General features: G+C 70.8%; 12 protein-coding genes, 3 tRNA genes and 1 pseudogene. 8 read left to right on the forward strand and 8 right to left on the reverse strand.

Annotated features, from left to right (window positions below):
• Positions 1-121: 121 nt before the first annotated feature.
• The 3 genes from purL to purS are packed head-to-tail and all read right to left on the reverse strand — an operon-like array spanning position 122 to position 3,368.
• A complete protein-coding gene (gene purL / locus AB0D57_RS15170) occupies positions 122-2,398 on the reverse strand; it encodes a phosphoribosylformylglycinamidine synthase subunit PurL (protein ID WP_362071798.1) in 2,277 nt (758 codons plus the stop codon).
• Positions 2,395-3,108, reverse strand: a complete 714-nt coding sequence (gene purQ / locus AB0D57_RS15175) for a phosphoribosylformylglycinamidine synthase subunit PurQ (protein ID WP_362071800.1) — start codon at positions 3,106-3,108, stop codon at positions 2,395-2,397. Before purQ ends, purL begins: the two co-directional genes overlap by 4 nt.
• A complete protein-coding gene (purS, locus tag AB0D57_RS15180) occupies positions 3,105-3,368 on the reverse strand; it encodes a phosphoribosylformylglycinamidine synthase subunit PurS (RefSeq protein ID WP_005482678.1) in 264 nt (87 codons plus the stop codon). Before purS ends, purQ begins: the two co-directional genes overlap by 4 nt.
• Before the next feature lie 362 nt (positions 3,369-3,730).
• On the opposite strand from purS, the gene AB0D57_RS15185 reads away from it, so the two are divergent.
• From AB0D57_RS15185 to AB0D57_RS15220, 8 genes are all read left to right on the forward strand, one after another.
• Entirely contained in the window at positions 3,731-4,048 is a 318-nt protein-coding gene (locus tag AB0D57_RS15185; RefSeq protein ID WP_362071803.1) for an Lsr2 family protein, read from the forward strand.
• Between the two features lie 193 nt (positions 4,049-4,241).
• A tRNA-Gly gene (locus tag AB0D57_RS15190) sits at positions 4,242-4,313 on the forward strand.
• 79 nt (positions 4,314-4,392) lie between these two features.
• Positions 4,393-4,468, forward strand: a tRNA-Gly gene (locus tag AB0D57_RS15195).
• Between the two features lie 144 nt (positions 4,469-4,612).
• Positions 4,613-5,614: an ABC transporter ATP-binding protein gene (locus AB0D57_RS15200; RefSeq protein WP_362071805.1), complete on the forward strand. Its 1,002-nt coding sequence runs from the start codon at positions 4,613-4,615 to the stop codon at positions 5,612-5,614.
• Between the two features lie 65 nt (positions 5,615-5,679).
• Positions 5,680-6,423, forward strand: coding sequence for an ABC transporter permease (locus AB0D57_RS15205; RefSeq protein WP_362071821.1), 744 nt, complete (start codon positions 5,680-5,682; stop codon positions 6,421-6,423).
• A 20-nt stretch (positions 6,424-6,443) separates the two neighbouring features.
• Positions 6,444-7,757, forward strand: coding sequence for a sensor histidine kinase (locus AB0D57_RS15210; protein WP_362071823.1), 1,314 nt, complete (start codon positions 6,444-6,446; stop codon positions 7,755-7,757).
• Between the two features lie 13 nt (positions 7,758-7,770).
• Positions 7,771-8,391, forward strand: coding sequence for a response regulator transcription factor (locus tag AB0D57_RS15215; RefSeq protein ID WP_362071807.1), 621 nt, complete (start codon positions 7,771-7,773; stop codon positions 8,389-8,391).
• A 23-nt stretch (positions 8,392-8,414) separates the two neighbouring features.
• Positions 8,415-8,487, forward strand: a tRNA-Gly gene (locus AB0D57_RS15220).
• 49 nt (positions 8,488-8,536) lie between these two features.
• Here the strand turns inward: AB0D57_RS15220 and AB0D57_RS15225 are convergent.
• From AB0D57_RS15225 to AB0D57_RS15245, 5 genes and pseudogenes are all read right to left on the reverse strand, one after another.
• Positions 8,537-9,436, reverse strand: coding sequence for a phosphoribosylaminoimidazolesuccinocarboxamide synthase (locus AB0D57_RS15225; RefSeq protein ID WP_362071809.1), 900 nt, complete (start codon positions 9,434-9,436; stop codon positions 8,537-8,539).
• Between the two features lie 99 nt (positions 9,437-9,535).
• Positions 9,536-11,095, reverse strand: a complete 1,560-nt coding sequence (locus AB0D57_RS15230; protein ID WP_362071811.1) for a N,N-dimethylformamidase beta subunit family domain-containing protein — start codon at positions 11,093-11,095, stop codon at positions 9,536-9,538.
• Between the two features lie 273 nt (positions 11,096-11,368).
• Positions 11,369-13,201 carry a hypothetical protein gene (locus AB0D57_RS15235; RefSeq protein WP_362071825.1) on the reverse strand — a complete coding sequence of 611 codons (1,833 nt, stop codon included), beginning with the start codon at positions 13,199-13,201 and terminating at the stop codon, positions 11,369-11,371.
• 345 nt (positions 13,202-13,546) lie between these two features.
• Positions 13,547-14,812 (reverse strand): phosphoribosylamine--glycine ligase, encoded by a 1,266-nt coding sequence (gene purD / locus AB0D57_RS15240; protein ID WP_362071813.1) that lies wholly within the window; start codon positions 14,810-14,812, stop codon positions 13,547-13,549.
• A gap of 143 nt (positions 14,813-14,955) precedes the next feature.
• A pseudogene (locus tag AB0D57_RS15245) lies at positions 14,956-15,802 on the reverse strand (IS200/IS605 family accessory protein TnpB-related protein); the annotation flags it as partial.

Below are 15,802 nucleotides of genomic sequence, written 5' to 3' on the forward strand. Positions count from 1 at the left end.
GAGATGAGCCTAGGACCTGTCCGTGCGGGCGCGGCGGGTGGCGATGTCGTCGACGTACCGGAAGACACGTAGGTCCCGCCCGGTTCCGGGCAGGACCTACGCCGTCGTACCACCGCAGGCGTTACGCGAGCAGCGCCGGAATCGTCCCCTCGTGCGCTGTCCGCAGGTCGGTCAGCGGGAGCGCGAACTCGCCCTGGACCTCGACCACCGCGGTTGAATCGGACTCAGTCCCGTCCACGACGCCGATACGGGTGACGGGCAGACCCCGCGCGCCGCACATGTCGTTGAAGCGGAGCTCCTCCGAGCGCGGGACGGCGACGACCGCGCGGCCCGCCGACTCCGAGAACAGGAAGGTGAAGGCGTCGAGCCCGTCGGGTACGACGAGACGCGCGCCCTTGCCGCCGAGCAGCGCCGACTCGACCACGGCCTGGATCAGACCGCCGTCGGACAGGTCGTGCGCCGAGTCGACCATGCCGTCGCGGGAGGCGGAGATGAGGATCTCGCCGAGCAGCCGCTCGCGCTCCAGGTCGACCTGCGGGGGCAGACCGCCGAGGTGGTCGTGGACGACCTGCGACCAGGCCGAACCGCCGAACTCCTCGCGGGTGTCACCGAGGAGGTAGAGCAGCTGCCCTTCCTCCTGGAAGGCGACCGGCGTGCGGCGGGCGACATCGTCGATGACACCGAGCACGGCCACGACCGGGGTCGGGTGGATGGCGGCCTCGCCCGTCTGGTTGTAGAGCGAGACGTTGCCGCCGGTCACCGGGGTGCCCAGCTGCCGGCAGGCGTCGGCGAGTCCGCGGATGGCCTCGGCGAACTGCCACATGACGGCCGGGTCCTCGGGCGAGCCGAAGTTCAGGCAGTCGGAGACGGCGAGCGGCTTGGCACCGGTCGTCGCGACGTTGCGGTAGGCCTCGGCGAGGGCGAGCTGCGCACCGGCGTACGGGTCGAGCTTCGCGTACCGGCCGTTGCCGTCGGTGGCGATGGCGACGCCGAGCCCGGACTCCGCGTCGATGCGGATCATGCCGGAGTCCTCGGGCTGGGCGAGGACCGTGTTGCCCTGCACGAAGTGGTCGTACTGGGAGGTGATCCACTTCTTGGAGGCCTGGTTCGGGGAGGAGACCAGCTTGAGGACCTGGTCCTTCAGCTCCTCACTCGACGAAGGCCGGGGCAGCTTGTTCGCGTCGTCGGCCTGGAGCTCGTCCTGCCAGGACGGGCGGGCGTACGGACGCTCGTAGACCGGTCCCTCGTGGGCGACGGTCCGCGGGTCGACGTCGACGATCTTGCCGCCGTGCCAGTAGATCTCGAGGCGGTCGCCGTCGGTCACCTCACCGATGACGGTGGCGATGACGTCCCATTTCTCGCAGATCTCGAGGAACCGGTCGACCTTCTCCGGCTCGACGACCGCGCACATGCGTTCCTGCGACTCGCTCATGAGGATTTCCTCGGGCGAGAGCGTCGAGTCACGCAGCGGTACGTCGTCCAGGATGACGCGCATACCGCCGGAGCCGTTGGAGGCGAGCTCGGACGTGGCGCAGGACAAGCCCGCCGCGCCCAGGTCCTGGATGCCGACGACCAGCTTCTCGGCGAAGGCCTCCAGGGTGCACTCGATGAGGAGCTTCTCCTGGAAGGGGTCACCGACCTGCACGGCGGGGCGCTTCGACGGCTTGGCGTCGTCGAAGGTCTCGCTCGCGAGGATCGAGGCGCCGCCGATGCCGTCGCCGCCCGTGCGAGCCCCGTACAAGATGACCTTGTTGCCCGGACCGGACGCCTTCGCGAGGTGGATGTCCTCGTGCCGCATGACGCCGATGGCACCGGCGTTGACCAGCGGGTTGCCCTGGTAGCAGGCGTCGAAGACGACCTCGCCGCCGATGTTCGGGAGGCCGAGGCAGTTGCCGTAGCCGCCGATGCCGGCGACGACGCCCGGCAGGACGCGCTTGGTGTCGGGGTGGTCGGCCGCACCGAAGCGGAGCGGGTCGACGACGGCGACCGGGCGAGCGCCCATCGCGATGATGTCGCGCACGATGCCGCCGACGCCGGTGGCCGCGCCCTGGTAGGGCTCGACGTACGACGGGTGGTTGTGCGACTCGACCTTGAAGGTGACGGCGTAGCCCTGGCCGACGTCGACGACACCGGCGTTCTCGCCGATGCCGACGAGGAGGGCGTCGGACTGGGGGGCCTTCTCGCCGAACTGGCGGAGGTGGACCTTCGAGGACTTGTACGAGCAGTGCTCGGACCACATGACGGAGTACATGGCGAGCTCGGCGCCGGTCGGGCGGCGGCCGAGGATCTCGACGACCCGCTCGTACTCGTCCTTCTTCAGGCCCAGCTCGGCCCAGGGCAGCTCGACGTCGGGGGTCGCGGCCGCGTTCTCGACCGTGTCCAGAGGCGTGCGGCTCATGCGTTGACCAGCTTCTTGAGGATCGAGGTGAAGAAGGGGAGGCCGTCGGTACGACCTGAACCGATCAGCGGCTCGACGGCGTGCTCGGGGTGCGGCATGAGGCCTACGACGTTCCCGGCCTCGTTCGTGATCCCGGCGATGTCGCGCAGCGAACCGTTCGGGTTGCTGTGCTCACTGGGGGGATACCCCCCGGACCCCCCGCCGACGTACCGGAAGACGACCCGGCCCTCCGCCTCCAGCATGTCGAGGGTGTGCTCGTCGGCGACGTACCGCCCGTCCATGTTCTTCAGCGGGATGTGGATCTCCTGGCCGGCCGTGTAGTCGGCGGTCCAGGCGGTGTCCGCGTTCTCCACCCGCAGCTTCTGGTCGCGGCAGATGAAGTGGAGGTGGTCGTTGCCGAGCATCGCGCCGGGGAGGAGGTGCGCCTCGGTGAGGATCTGGAAGCCGTTGCAGATGCCGAGGACCGGCATTCCGGACTTCGCCTGCTCGATGACGCTCTCCATCACGGGCGAGAAGCGCGAGATGGCGCCGGCCCGGAGATAGTCGCCGTACGAGAAACCGCCGGGCAGCACCACGGCGTCGACCTGCTTGAGGTCCTTGTCCTTGTGCCAGAGCGCGACGGGTTCGGCGCCCGCGAGCCGGATCGCGCGCTGCGTGTCCCGGTCGTCGAGGCTGCCCGGAAAAGTGACGACTCCAATACGAGCGGTCACTTTCCTGCCTCCGCGACTTCCTCGACCTTGACGGTGAAGTCTTCGATCACGGTGTTGGCGAGGAAGGATTCCGCCAGTTCATGGATGCGGGCGAGCGCGGCGTCGTCCACCGGTCCGTCCACTTCCAGTTCGAATCGCTTTCCCTGACGTACGTCGGAGACACCTTCGAAACCGAGGCGCGGCAGTGCACGCTGCACCGCCTGGCCCTGGGGGTCGAGGATCTCCGGCTTGAGCATGACGTCGACTACGACGCGTGCCACTGGCACTCCCGGTGTGTGGTGCTGAGCAGGTCCCTTCAGACTACCCGCACAAAATTTCTACTCGCGTAGATTCGTAGAATCCTACGTGAGCCCGATCACGATCCCGCATCGACGCGGGGGGCTCCACGGAAAATCCTGGGAAAAACCGCAGAAGAGCGGTGGGACCCCATTGCCTTCGGACACGCGGAGGGATTTAGTCGGGCTTCACAATGCAATGCCGGGCACTGTACAAATGAATTGGCAATAGCCGATACTTTGCCCAATAACAGCCGGACAGCCGACATCTCTCCGCCCACCTTCATGACGTCCGCGCACGTCATGGCGCGTGATCGCAGAGGTGTCGCACGAAGGGACCGATATTCGTGGCGCAGCGTGTCGTGGTCACTCTCTCCGACGACATCGACGGCTCAGAAGCGGCGGAAACGATCGTCTTCGGACTGGACGGCAAGTCGTACGAGATCGACCTCAATCCAGCCAATGCCAAGAAACTGCGTAAGGTGCTCGCGCCCTACGTCGAGGCCGGCCGCAAGCAGGCGAAGTCCGGGAAGGCCTACACGCACACCGCGTTGACCCCCGACCCCGCCGCCGTCCGCGCCTGGGCCCGCTCGAACAAGATGGACGTGCCGCCGCGCGGCCGCATCCCCAAGAAGGTCTACGAGGCGTTCGCCGAAGCGCACTGAGTCGGTGCCTCACGGAGGGACGGCGGCGGGCCTCCTCTGCGGTGGCTCTGGAGGCGCTCGCTGCCCCTGGGGCATCCGCGGTGCCCGCCACCGAGCCCCCGGAACAGCCGACTTGCGCTTACCCCCTGGTGATCAGCTAGAGTCTGGAACACGCCGAGGGGCAAGGCCGAAAAGCCGAATCCCAAGGAGTCACGCGGGTGTAGTTCAGTAGCAGAACATCCCCCTTCCAGGGGGAAGGCGCAGTGTGCAATTCCTGTCACCCGCTCTGCAACCCTTACCAACCACTCCTGTGGATCAGGTAGGGTGGTGCTCACACCGACCGGTGAAAGCTGGTCGGGGGCAATGCGGACGTAGCTCAGTTGGTAGAGCGCAACCTTGCCAAGGTTGAGGTCGCGAGTTCGAGCCTCGTCGTCCGCTCCAGGAAGCAAAGGCCCCGGTCAGTCGACCGGGGTCTTTCTCGTGTGTCCCCCGCAATGTCGGCTCTCCGTGGCGTCTGACATTTGTCATGCGGACCGATGACACCGCGCACTGCTGCCGGGCCCGGTCCGCAGGGACGCTGATTCCATGAACACGAACGAGCAAGATGACGTGATCGAGGTCACTGATCTGCGGCGCGTGTACGGGGGAGATTTCGAGGCCGTGCGCGGAGTCACCTTCTCCGTGGGCCGCGGCGAGCTCTTCGCGCTGCTGGGGACGAACGGCGCGGGCAAGACGTCCACGGTCGAGCTGCTCGAGGGACTCGCCCCTCCGGCCGGCGGCCGGGTCCGGGTCCTCGGGCACGATCCGTACGAGGAGCGTGCGGCCGTCCGGCCCCGGATCGGTGTGATGCTGCAGGAGGGCGGCTTCCCCTCCGAGCTGACCGTCGCGGAGACGGTACGGATGTGGGCGGGCTGCACGAGCGGGGCCCGGCCGACCGCGGAGGCCCTGGACATGGTCGGGCTCACACGACGGTCCGGCGTACGCGTGAAGCAGTTGTCCGGGGGCGAGAAGCGACGCCTGGACCTGGCGCTCGCGCTCCTCGGCCGCCCCGAGGTCCTCTTCCTCGACGAGCCGACGACCGGACTCGACGCGGAAGGGCGCCGGGGCACCTGGGAGTTGGTGCGGGAGCTGCGTGACGCCGGTACGACCGTGCTGCTGACCACGCACTACCTGGAAGAGGCGGAGGAGCTGGCCGACCGGCTCGCGATCCTCCACGAGGGACACATCGCGGCCTCCGGCACCCCGGCCGAGGTGACCGCGTCGCAGCCGTCCCGGATCTCCTTCGAACTGCCCGCCGGCTACTTCCTCGGGGACCTGCCTCCGCTCGCCGGACTCGGCGTGACCGACCACGAGACGGCGGGCCGCGCCATCAAGCTGCGCACCAACGAACTCCAGCGCACCGCCACCGGGCTGCTGATGTGGGCCCAGAAGAAGCAGGTCGAGCTGCGGGGGCTCGATGTGCGGTCGGCCTCGCTGGAGGAGGCGTTCCTGCGGATCGCGCGGGACGCGGCGGGGGCGGCCGGGCCGGGCGCCGGAGCCGCGGATCGTCGTACGGGGTTCAAGACGGCTGAGGAGACGGTGGCGTGAGCGCGACGGTTGTGACGACGACACCTACAGGGACTGCTCCACAGTCCACCACGGCGGCGGGGCGGATGGCCGCCCTCGCGCGCGCCGAGCTGACGCTGCTGGGCCGCACGAAGGCGACCCTCGCCGCGGCCTTGTTCGTGCCGCTGGCCTTGCCGTTCAGCCTCCGCTCGACGGTCGACCAGATGGATCTGAAGGGCACCGGGCTATCGGTCGGCTCGGTCGTCCTGCCGTCCTCCGTCGGCTTCTCGCTCCTCTTCGCCGTCTACAGCTCGCTGGTGAGCGTGTACGCGGCCCGCCGCGAGGAGCTCGTCCTGAAGCGGCTGCGCACCGGGGAGCTGCGGGACGCGGAGATCCTCGCGGGCGCGGCGCTGCCCTCGGCCGCGATCGGCCTGGTGCAGTGCGTGGTCCTGACGGTCGCGTCCGCCGCGCTGCTGGACGTCGGGGCGCCGCAGGCACCCCTTCTCGCCGTCCTGGGGCTGCTGTTGGGCCTGGCCATGTGGCCCCCGCTCGCGGCGGTCACCGCGAACTTCAGCAAGAGCGTGGAGGGTGCCCAGGTCGCCGCCATGCCGCTGATGCTCGTGTCGCTGTTGGGCTCCGGCACGTTCATCCCGCTCGAGGTCCTGCCCGACCGGCTGGCCTCGGTCTGCGAACTGCTGCCCCTGACGCCGGTGATCACCCTGATCCGCGGCGGCTGGACCGGTGACCTCTCCGCGTACGACGCCCTGGGCGCCCTCGGGACGGCGGTGGCCTGGATCGTGCTCGCGGTGTTTGCTGTACGACGGTGGTTCCGGTGGGAACCGCGGCGGTGAGCATCGACACGGGGGCGGGCATGCGCGACGCGGGCGGCTGGTGGCGGCGCAAGAGCACACCGGCGAAGGTCGAGACGTACACGCGGTGGTCGTTCCACTTCTTCGCCGTGATCGAGATCGCGGCGTTCGGGCTGCCGGCCTTCGGCCAGGTGGGGTCGCGGCTCGCGGGCTGGCTGTTCCTGATGGTGTGCGCGCACGCCGGGCTCTGTGCCCTGGCCGCGTCCCGGGCGCTCGACTGGACACGCGGCAGCCGCGAGCAGCCCGTACGACTGCTGTGGGCGCTCGGCGTGGTCACGGCGCTGATCGCGAACGTCGCGCTGGCGCTCACCACGCACGGTCCCGGTGGCGCGGACGCGGACGCCGCGGCGGGGTCGCTCTTCGTGGGCTCGCTTGCCTTCGGTGCCGGCATCATGGCGCTCGGCGTCCGCAACCGGCGGCGCGTGATCGCGATCGTGGCGGGTGCGGGGGTGGGCGCCGGAGTCGTGGCGTTCCCGCTGGGCCTGCCCGGGCCCGCCGCGCTGGGCACGGCGTTCGCGGTGCTGGTCACCGCCGGGTTCCTCGCCTTCACCTCCGTCTTCTCCGTCTGGCTGCTCGACTCCGTCTATGAACTCGACGAGGCCCGCGAGACCCGCACCCGCCTCGCCGTCGCCGAGGAGCGGCTGCGCTTCGGGCGCGATCTGCACGATGTGATGGGCCGGAACCTGGCGGTGATCGCCCTGAAGAGCGAGCTCGCGGTCCAGTTGGCGCGGCGCGGGCGACCGGAGGCCGTGGAGCAGATGGTCGAGGTCCAGCGGATCGCACGGGAGTCGCAGCGGGAGGTGCGCGAGGTCGTACGCGGCTATCGCGAGGCCGACCTGAGGGCCGAACTCGCGGGAGCCCAGGGCGTGTTGGCTGCCGCCGGTATCGACTGCGAGGTCAGCGGCTCGGCGACCGGGCTGCCCGCGCAGATCCAGTCGGCGCTCGGCTGGGTCGTACGGGAGGCGACGACGAACGTCCTGCGGCACGGGGACGCGGAGAGCTGCGCGGTGTCCCTGCGGGTGGCTCAGGGGCGGGTGACCCTCACCGTCGAGAACGACGGGGTGCCGGACGCGGGGGCCGGTGCCGACGCCCCGGAAAGGGGGTCAGGGCTCGCGGGGCTGCGGGAGCGGCTGCAGGAGGTGGACGGGGTGCTGCGGGCCGGGGTGTGCGGGGGTGGCCTGTTCCGCCTTACGGCTCAGGTGCCGTTGCCTTCAGGGAAGGTGCCGTTGCCTTCCGGGGAGGTCCCGGTCCCTGTCTCGGCCCCGGAGTCGGTCTCGGCTTCGGGAATCGTGCCGTCACCCGTCTCTCCCCAGTGAGTGAGGTCACCTCATGGCATCCGTACCACCTGTGCGCCTGTTGCTCGCCGACGACGAACACCTGATCCGGGGGGCGCTCGCCGCGTTGCTGGCGCTGGAGGGCGACCTCGTGGTGGTCGCCGAGGCGGCGACCGGGCCGGAGGCACTGGCGATGGCGCTGGCGCACGGGCCCGACGTCGCCGTCCTGGATCTGCAGATGCCGGGCGCGGACGGTGTGAGGGTGGCCACATCCCTGCGGGCCGAACTGCCCGACTGCCAGGTGCTGATCGTGACGAGTCACGGCCGGCCGGGGCATCTGAAGCGGGCGCTTGCGGCGGGTGTACGCGGGTTCGTCCCGAAGACGGTCAGTGCGCAGCGGCTCGCGGAGATCATTCGCACCGTGCACGCGGGAAACCGTTATGTGGACCCGGAGTTGGCCGCCGACGCGATCTCCGCCGGGGACTCGCCGCTGACCGCGCGGGAGGCCGAGGTGCTCGAGTTCGCCGCCGATGGGGCGCCCGTCGCGGAGATCGCGGAGCGGGCCGCGCTGTCGCAGGGGACGGTGCGGAACTATCTGTCTTCGGCCGCGGCCAAGCTGGGGGCGGAGAACCGGCATACGGCGGTGCGTCTCGCACGCGAGCGAGGTTGGGTATAGTTGGCCTCGCGCCACGGCGCAACGCGGACGTAGCTCAGTTGGTAGAGCGCAACCTTGCCAAGGTTGAGGTCGCCAGTTCGAACCTGGTCGTCCGCTCAGGGAAAGAAGCCCCCGACCCTCCCGGGTCGGGGGCTTCTTCGTGCGTTCACGACCAGCGGGTGCCGGTGAGGCGCTCGTACGCCTCGATGTACTTGGCGCTGGTCGCCTCCACGACGTGCGGCGGCAGCGCGGGGGGCGGCTGCTCGCTCTTGCGGTCCCAGCCGGACTCGGGGGAGGTCAGCCAGTCGCGGACGAACTGCTTGTCGAAGGACGGCTGGGAGCGGCCCGGCTCCCACTCGTCGGCGGGCCAGAAGCGGGAGGAGTCCGGGGTCAGCACCTCGTCGGCGAGGATGAGGGTCTCGTCCTCGTAGCCGAACTCGAACTTGGTGTCCGCGAGGATGATCCCGCGCTCGCGCGCGATGTCGCGGGCGCGGCCGTAGACGGCGAGAGTCGTCTGGCGCAGCTGGGCCGCGGTCTCCGCGCCGACCTGGCGGGCGACCTCCTCGTACGACACGTTCTCGTCGTGCTCGCCGACCGCGGCCTTGGTCGCGGGGGTGAAGATCGGTGCGGGGAGTTCCGAGCCGTCGACGAGGCCCTCGGGGAGGGCGAGGCCGCAGACCGTGCGGGACTCGTTGTACTCGACCAGGCCCGAGCCGGTGAGGTAGCCGCGTGCGACGCACTCGACCGGGACCATCCGGAGGGACTTGCAGATCAGGGTGCGGCCGGCCCAGTCGGCGGGGGCGCCCGGCGGGAGTTCGGTGCTCAGCACATGGTTGGGGACCAGGTCGGCGAGCTGGTCGAACCACCAGAGGGAGAGCTGGGTGAGGACCCGGCCCTTGTCGGGGATCTCGGTGGGCAGCACCCAGTCGAACGCGGAGATGCGGTCACTGGCGATCATCACGAGGTCGCCCGCCTCGTTCTGGTACAGGTCGCGCACCTTGCCGGTGTGCAGATGCACCAGACCCGGAACCTGGAGGGGCTCGGGCTTTTCGACGAATCCGGACACGGTTCCTCCCCGTGGTTCTGTCCAAGTGGCTCGATTCTCCCGTATGCCGGGAGTGGCTTTGGCCAGGGGGTGCGTGGTGGGGGTGTGGCGTGGGCGTTGTCAGGCGTGTTTGCAGATGTGGTCGAGGAGGTTGGCCGTGGCTCGTTGGATACGGGTGTCGACGTGGCCGGGGCGGTCGAGCGCCGGGGACCAGGCGAAGGTTCCGGATGCGAAGACCAGGGCGCCGGACGGCGCTCGGTAGAGGGAGGTTTCCTGGTGGCGGACGGCGCCCTGGCTGTCCCGGTACGGGGAGTGGGCCAGGAGGATGCGGCCTTGATGCTCCGGCAGCGGGGTGCGCGGGAAGTAGCGGTCGGCCTCACCCGCGACCATGCCGTCGAGCTCGTCGCCCTCGTGCGCGCCGGTGGCCTCCCACAGCCAGTGGTCGGCGTTGCGCACGACCAGGGGGTGCGGCTCGGGGACCCTCCCCGCGTACTGGATCCCGATGAGCTGTTGCTCCGGACGGTCGATTTCCCGCCAGAGCGCCGGCTTTCCAGGGCCTCTGCGCTTGCGGCAGGTGAGCAGGCGGTCGGGGACGCCGGACGGGGACGGGCCCAACTCCACCTGCCAGTACATCGTGTTGGCGGAGAGGAAGACCAGGGAGGTGCCGTTCTCGCGGGCGAGTTCCACGGTGCGGCGCATCGCCGTCGACCAGTACTCGTCGTGGCCCGGGAAGACCAGGCCGCGGTAGCGGGTGGGGTCGACGCGGCCGGCGTGCAGGTCGCGGGCGTCGGCGTAGGCGAGGTCGTAGCCGTAGCGCTCGGCCCAGCGGATGAAGTCGTAGGCGTGGCCGACGTGGAGGGGGAGGCCCGCGCCGGCGTACGGGCGGTCGAAGGAGACCGTTGTCGCGGCGTCGGACTCGCCGAGCAGACGGCCGTTCTCGTCCCAGGCGTGGTAGAGGCTGGCGCCGGTGTGGCCGTCCTCCGGGTAGAGGTTGTACGCCTGCCAGGTGACGTCCGGAAGCAGGAGCAGCAGGTCCGCCGGGTGGTTGTCGCGGACCGTGAAGGGGACGTGGGAGCGGTAGCCGTCGACGGTGGTCAGTACGGCGACGTATGCGCCGATGCTCCAGTAGCTCGGGATCTGCAGGCGCCAGGACAGCCACCAGTGGTGGCAGGAGACCGTGCGGTCTGCGGTCAGGGGTGGTGGCTGGACGATGCCGGAGAGGCGGGGGCTGGTAGTGATCTTGCTTGCGCCGTCGCCGCCGTAGTGCCCGATGCGGTAGATGTCGACGCTGAATTCCTGGGGCGGGTCGACGGTGACGTGGAAGTCGATGGCCTCGCCGGGGGCTGCCGCGCCGGTGGTGGTGAACCCCTTGATCTGGCGGTGGACGTCATCGGCCGAACGAGGGCCGCCGGCTCGGGGACGAGGGATGGGGGGTTTGCGTGTCCCTTGCCCGCGTGCCTCTTGGGGAAGGGTGCCCGACCGGTGTTCGAGGTGGTCGGCGAGGTCGATGTGGCCGGTGGCCGGGTCGATGTGATCGATGTACCACGGGACGACGTGGCCGGTGTCGTCGAAGTAGTGCTCGTCGCCGCGGAGCCAGGGAACTGGGCCCTGGCCGAAGGGGTCTGTCACGGCGTGCGCGAGTGCTCCCGACTCCCAGCGGCGGATCTGCTCCGACCCCATGTCTTTTCCCTCCCTCGTGCCCCCGCCGGTTCCGTAAGCCTTGGTCCTGCCGTGGTCCCGCCTCGGCCCTGCCTCGACCCCGCCTCGAACCTGTCGTGGTCCTGCCTGGCCTTGCCTCGGTCTCGCCTCGGTCTCGCCTCGGTCTTGTGCGCGATCGGTCCCAGCACATCACATTACGCACGCGGCCCGTCACCGTTCGTCGCGAATGGGCGTGAATGGAAGGCGAAGCTCCGGATTTGGGTTCTCGCCGCCGTCGGCGCACCGGCAGCGCCCTCACACCAGACGAACCGGCTTTTCAGGGCGGACGCCCAGGTGGCGGAGCCAGTCTCGGAGGGGGCCGGGGTCCCCATACTCGACGAGAGTCAGGACGCGCGGGCCCAGGTCGGCGGCGCGCTCGCCGCCGACGAGCAGCGACGGACCGTCGAGCCAGTCGAGTCCCGGTGCCGCCCCGGCGGTGTCCATCGCGGCGCAGCAGACCATCGCGGTGACATGGTCGGCGAGCAGCTCACGACCGGTACGCGGCGGCTGGAGCGGAAAGAGCGGCAGCATCCCGTCGTCCCAGAACGCCCGGTCGGGCCCCGCCTGCTCCGCGCCCCCGCCCGGCGCGGTCGCCACGGCCGGCGCCGCTGCCTCCTCACGGGCCACCTCCGCTCTGAGGCCGGCCGCAAGCGCCACCGTCCGCTCATTGCCCAGGGCAAGGTCCCCGTCGTCCTCATCCCCGTCCACGCCTATGCCCATCTCCTCGTACGCCCCCCGGCGATTGGTGGCGAGGACGGTGGCGGCCGAGTCCGGGTCGGGGCCGGTGCTGTCGGCGGGCGACGCGGTCAGGTGGTCCATCACCCGTCTCAGCGTCGGACCGACCTGGTCGGGCGCCATCGGGTCCGCGGGGTGGTGGACGCCCAGCGTGTCCAGGACGCGGTGCAGGCGGGCCGCGTCGGTGCGCCACTTACGGTCCACGACCTCGTCCGGATACTCCTGCCAGTCCACCGGAGCCCAGTCGGGCCCGGACTCGGCGGGCCCGCCGTGGAAGAGGCGGGCGGCGAGCAACGAGGCCGCCTCGTCCACCGTGCCGGGCTCTTCGAGCAGGTCGCAGGCGGGGCGCTCGCCGAGGCGGGAGGCAAAACCCTCGGCCAGGCGGTCGCGGCGCGACAGCTCGGTGAGGGCCGCGACCACGCCCGCGTCCAGCCGGGCGGGCCAGCGGCCCATCCGCCAGGCGGGCAACGCGACGCGGGTCAGCAGCCGGTCCCAGCCCGCGTAGGCCAGGCCCACCTGTTCCTGCGCGACGATCCGCAGGCCGTAATCCACAGCCTGTGCACGCTCGGCCGCGGCGGCCGCCACTCCCCGCTCCATTTCTGCCGCGTGGCCCCGACAGCTGCGCAGCAGCAGGCGCGTCACCCAGCCGACGCCGGCGAGGACCGTGCGGACCGGCCGACCGCGGGTGGGCACCGAGGTCACGGCCACGGCCGCGTCCAGGCCGCGTACGAAACGACGGGCCGCGGCTATGTCGGGGTGGGCCGAGGGGCCCGTACCGGCGACGACCGGGGCGAGTACCGCGCGCAGCTCCCCGACCCGCATCCACCACAGGAAGGGCGAGCCGATGACGAGGACGGGCGCGGCGGGGGTACGGCGCGGATGCGCCAACCCGCCTCGCACTCCTCGTACGCCTTCTATTTCGTCCCTGTGCTCGGGTGGTGGTGGGCCGTGCGCCGGGTGGGTGCGGTCCTCCAGCCAGCTGTCGCAGTCGGGGGTGAGCGCTATGGCGGAGGGGGGTGGGACGTCGAGCCGGTCGGCCAGGTCGCGGACCATGCGGTAGAGGTCGGGCGCGGATTCCTCCGCGATCGCGACCGTGGGGCTCACGGCGGGCCGGGCCCGGGCGACCACGAGGGCGATGCCCGCGGCCGCGAGGAGGACGAGTACGGCAAGGATCACCACGATCCAGCGCGTGATCCCCCAGCCTCCGCCGGTGATGTGGCCGGTGGAGACGCCGACGAGTAGCACGACGGCGACGGCCGCGGGAAGCAGGGCCACGGCCAGCGCCCTGCTGCGGATACGCAGCACGGCGAGAGCCCGGGAGCGCGCGGCCTGCGCGCCAACCTCCACACCCATACCGGTCACGACCGGACGTCACCCCCAACTGTCGGCCCGGCGCGCGCTGTCTCACAGCTCGCGCTCACGAATGCCCTGGCGTTGCTCACTCCCCCACTGTGGCACCCACCACTGACATCGCAATGCCGGTGGGCCAAGTGCCGGAACGCTTTCGCCGCACCCTAGTTGGGGCCCCGGCCCCCGTCAGCCGGATACGGCATCGGTCACTCGATGGAATGCCTTTGGGGAAAGGTGGATGACGGTGGGCAACGATCAGGCCCCGGATTCCGTGGGGAATCCGGGGCCTGGGGGTTCTCGGGTGAGCGTCACGGGCACACGCACGCACACGGGCACACGCGCACTTGGCTAGGCGCCCGCCTTCGCCTCCCGCGCCGCCTTCGCCGCGATGTCCGTACGGTGCTGCGAGCCGTCGAGGCCGATGCGGGAGAGCGCCGCGTACGCGCGGGCGCGGGCCTCGGTGAGGTCGGCGCCGATCGCCGTGACGGAGAGCACCCGCCCGCCCGCGCTCACGACCGAGTCGCCGTCGCGCTTCGTGCCGGCGTGCAGGACGTACGCGTTCGGGGCGTCCTGGGCCGCCACCTCGTCGAGCCCGGTGATCGGGTCGCCGGTGCGCGGGGTCTCCGGGTAGTTGTGCGAGGCCACGACCACCGTGACCGCCGCGTCGTCGCTCCAGCGCAGCGGCGCCAGGTCGGCGAGGGTGCCGTTCGCCGAGGCCAGCAGCACGCCGGAGAGCGGGGTCTTCAGGCGGGCGAGGACGACCTGGGTCTCGGGGTCGCCGAAGCGGGCGTTGAACTCGATGACCCGTACGCCACGACTGGTGATCGCCAGACCCGCGTAAAGAAGGCCGGAAAACGGGGTGCCACGACGGCGCAGCTCGTCGACCGTCGGCTGGAGGACGGTCTCCATGACCTCGTCGACCAGCTTCGGGTCCGCCCAGGGCAGGGGCGAGTACGCGCCCATGCCGCCGGTGTTCGGGCCCTCGTCGCCGTCCAGCGCGCGCTTGAAGTCCTGGGCGGGCTGCAGCGGGACGACGGTCTCGCCGTCGGTGATCGCGAAGAGGGAGACCTCGGGGCCGTCGAGGAACTCCTCGATGACGACTCGGTCGCAGGCGTTGGCGTGCGCGCGGGCCTTCTCGAGGTCGTCGGTCACGACGACGCCCTTGCCGGCCGCGAGACCGTCGTCCTTCACGACGTACGGGGCACCGAAGGCGTCCAGCGCCTCCTCGACCTCGTCCGGCGTCGTGCAGACGTACGAGCGTGCCGTCGGGACGCCCGCACCCGCCATCACGTCCTTGGCGAAGGCCTTGGAGCCCTCCAGCTGCGCGGCCTCCTTCGAGGGGCCGAAGCACGGGATGCCCGCCTTGCGCACGGCATCGGCGACCCCGGCGACAAGCGGGGCCTCCGGGCCCACGATCACCAGCTCCGCACCGAGCTCGGTGGCCAGCGCGGCCACGGCGGCGCCGTCGAGGGCGTCGACCGCGTGGAGCTCTGCCACCTCCGCGATGCCTGCGTTCCCGGGGGCGCAGTGCAGGGCGGTGACGTCGGGATCGAGGGACAGGGAACGGGACAGGGCGTGTTCGCGGGCGCCGCTACCGATGACGAGGACCTTCACGGGGTCAGCCTAACCGCCGGGGGCGGGTGCTTTTGTGGGGGCTTCCGAAGCGGGGGGTGAGGGTGGTTGGTGGGATCGTCCTAAGGGGGGCTTGAGGTCTAGTGGATGAGGTCTTCTGGACGGGGTCTTCTCAGCAACCGTTTCTAAAGACTGAGTGGGAGTGAGTCCTGTTGCCAGGACTCCTGCTCAGCCGCGTGTCCCGAACGGTGTTGGGCACGCTGGTCCCCCGCTTTCGCTCCACGGCCCGGGGGCGCGCATCGTGTGCGTGGTCCGGGCGGGTGGGGGCGGGTTTCCTCACGCCGTCGGGTGTCCGGTCGGGCCTGGACGGTCCGATGCCCACCACGATCACTCTGGTCGGGGTGGGGCGGTGCCGTCCGTCGCCGGATCGGGTGCCCGAGGGCGCGTCGCCCGACCGCGATGCTCGCCGCATCGTGCCGGGACGTCTGACGTCGTGGGGTGGTCAGCGGTTTCTGCCAGTGCTGGGCACCCCACCGGCTGGTGTAGGCCGGGTCGACCGCGACGACCGCCACCTGCTGTTCGGCGGCCATCGACACCAGCCGGGCCTTGAGTTTCGCGGTGGGGAAGCGGGAGATCAGGCGGCGGAAGCGTTTGTTGCGGCCGTGCTTCTCCCGGCTTGTGCCGTCGGTGAAGTCGAGGTCCTCGATGGCGATCGCGGCGGTCCCGCACCGGCGGGTGTAGTGCAGCAGCCGGGTCAGCGCGTGCCGGATCTGCGCGTCCCGGTGCTCGGCGCTGCCCGAGAGGTCGTAGAAGTAGCGCTGTGGCTCGCCGACCGGGTTGCCGTGCGCATCGAGTTGCCAGGCCGCGAGGTGGTCGTCGTTCATGTCCACCCCGACCACCCCGTGCGCGACGGCCGTCTGCAGCGGCAGCACGGGTACGGCGGCGCGCTGCCAGGAGGCGGTCACATACCAGCGGCCGCGTGTCGTGTCGTGGTGGATGCGGTAGGCCACCGCCCGGTCGGCGGTGATCCGG

The sequence above is a fragment of the Streptomyces sp. NPDC048275 genome, from assembly GCF_040652275.1.
GTDB lineage: Bacteria > Actinomycetota > Actinomycetes > Streptomycetales > Streptomycetaceae > Streptomyces.

What these genes read in the sequence shown, in the direction of transcription:
- AB0D57_RS15210 (WP_362071823.1), top strand. Translation starts at nt 6,444, where the DNA reads ATGCGCGACGCGGGCGGCTGGTGGCGGCGCAAGAGCACACCGGCGAAG.
- AB0D57_RS15200 (WP_362071805.1), top strand. Translation starts at nt 4,613, where the DNA reads ATGAACACGAACGAGCAAGATGACGTGATCGAGGTCACTGATCTGCGG.
- AB0D57_RS15230 (WP_362071811.1), bottom strand. Translation starts at nt 11,095, where the DNA reads ATGGGGTCGGAGCAGATCCGCCGCTGGGAGTCGGGAGCACTCGCGCAC.
- AB0D57_RS15205 (WP_362071821.1), top strand. Translation starts at nt 5,680, where the DNA reads ATGGCCGCCCTCGCGCGCGCCGAGCTGACGCTGCTGGGCCGCACGAAG.
- AB0D57_RS15215 (WP_362071807.1), top strand. Translation starts at nt 7,771, where the DNA reads ATGGCATCCGTACCACCTGTGCGCCTGTTGCTCGCCGACGACGAACAC.
- purL (WP_362071798.1), bottom strand. Translation starts at nt 2,398, where the DNA reads ATGAGCCGCACGCCTCTGGACACGGTCGAGAACGCGGCCGCGACCCCC.
- AB0D57_RS15235 (WP_362071825.1), bottom strand. Translation starts at nt 13,201, where the DNA reads ATGGGTGTGGAGGTTGGCGCGCAGGCCGCGCGCTCCCGGGCTCTCGCC.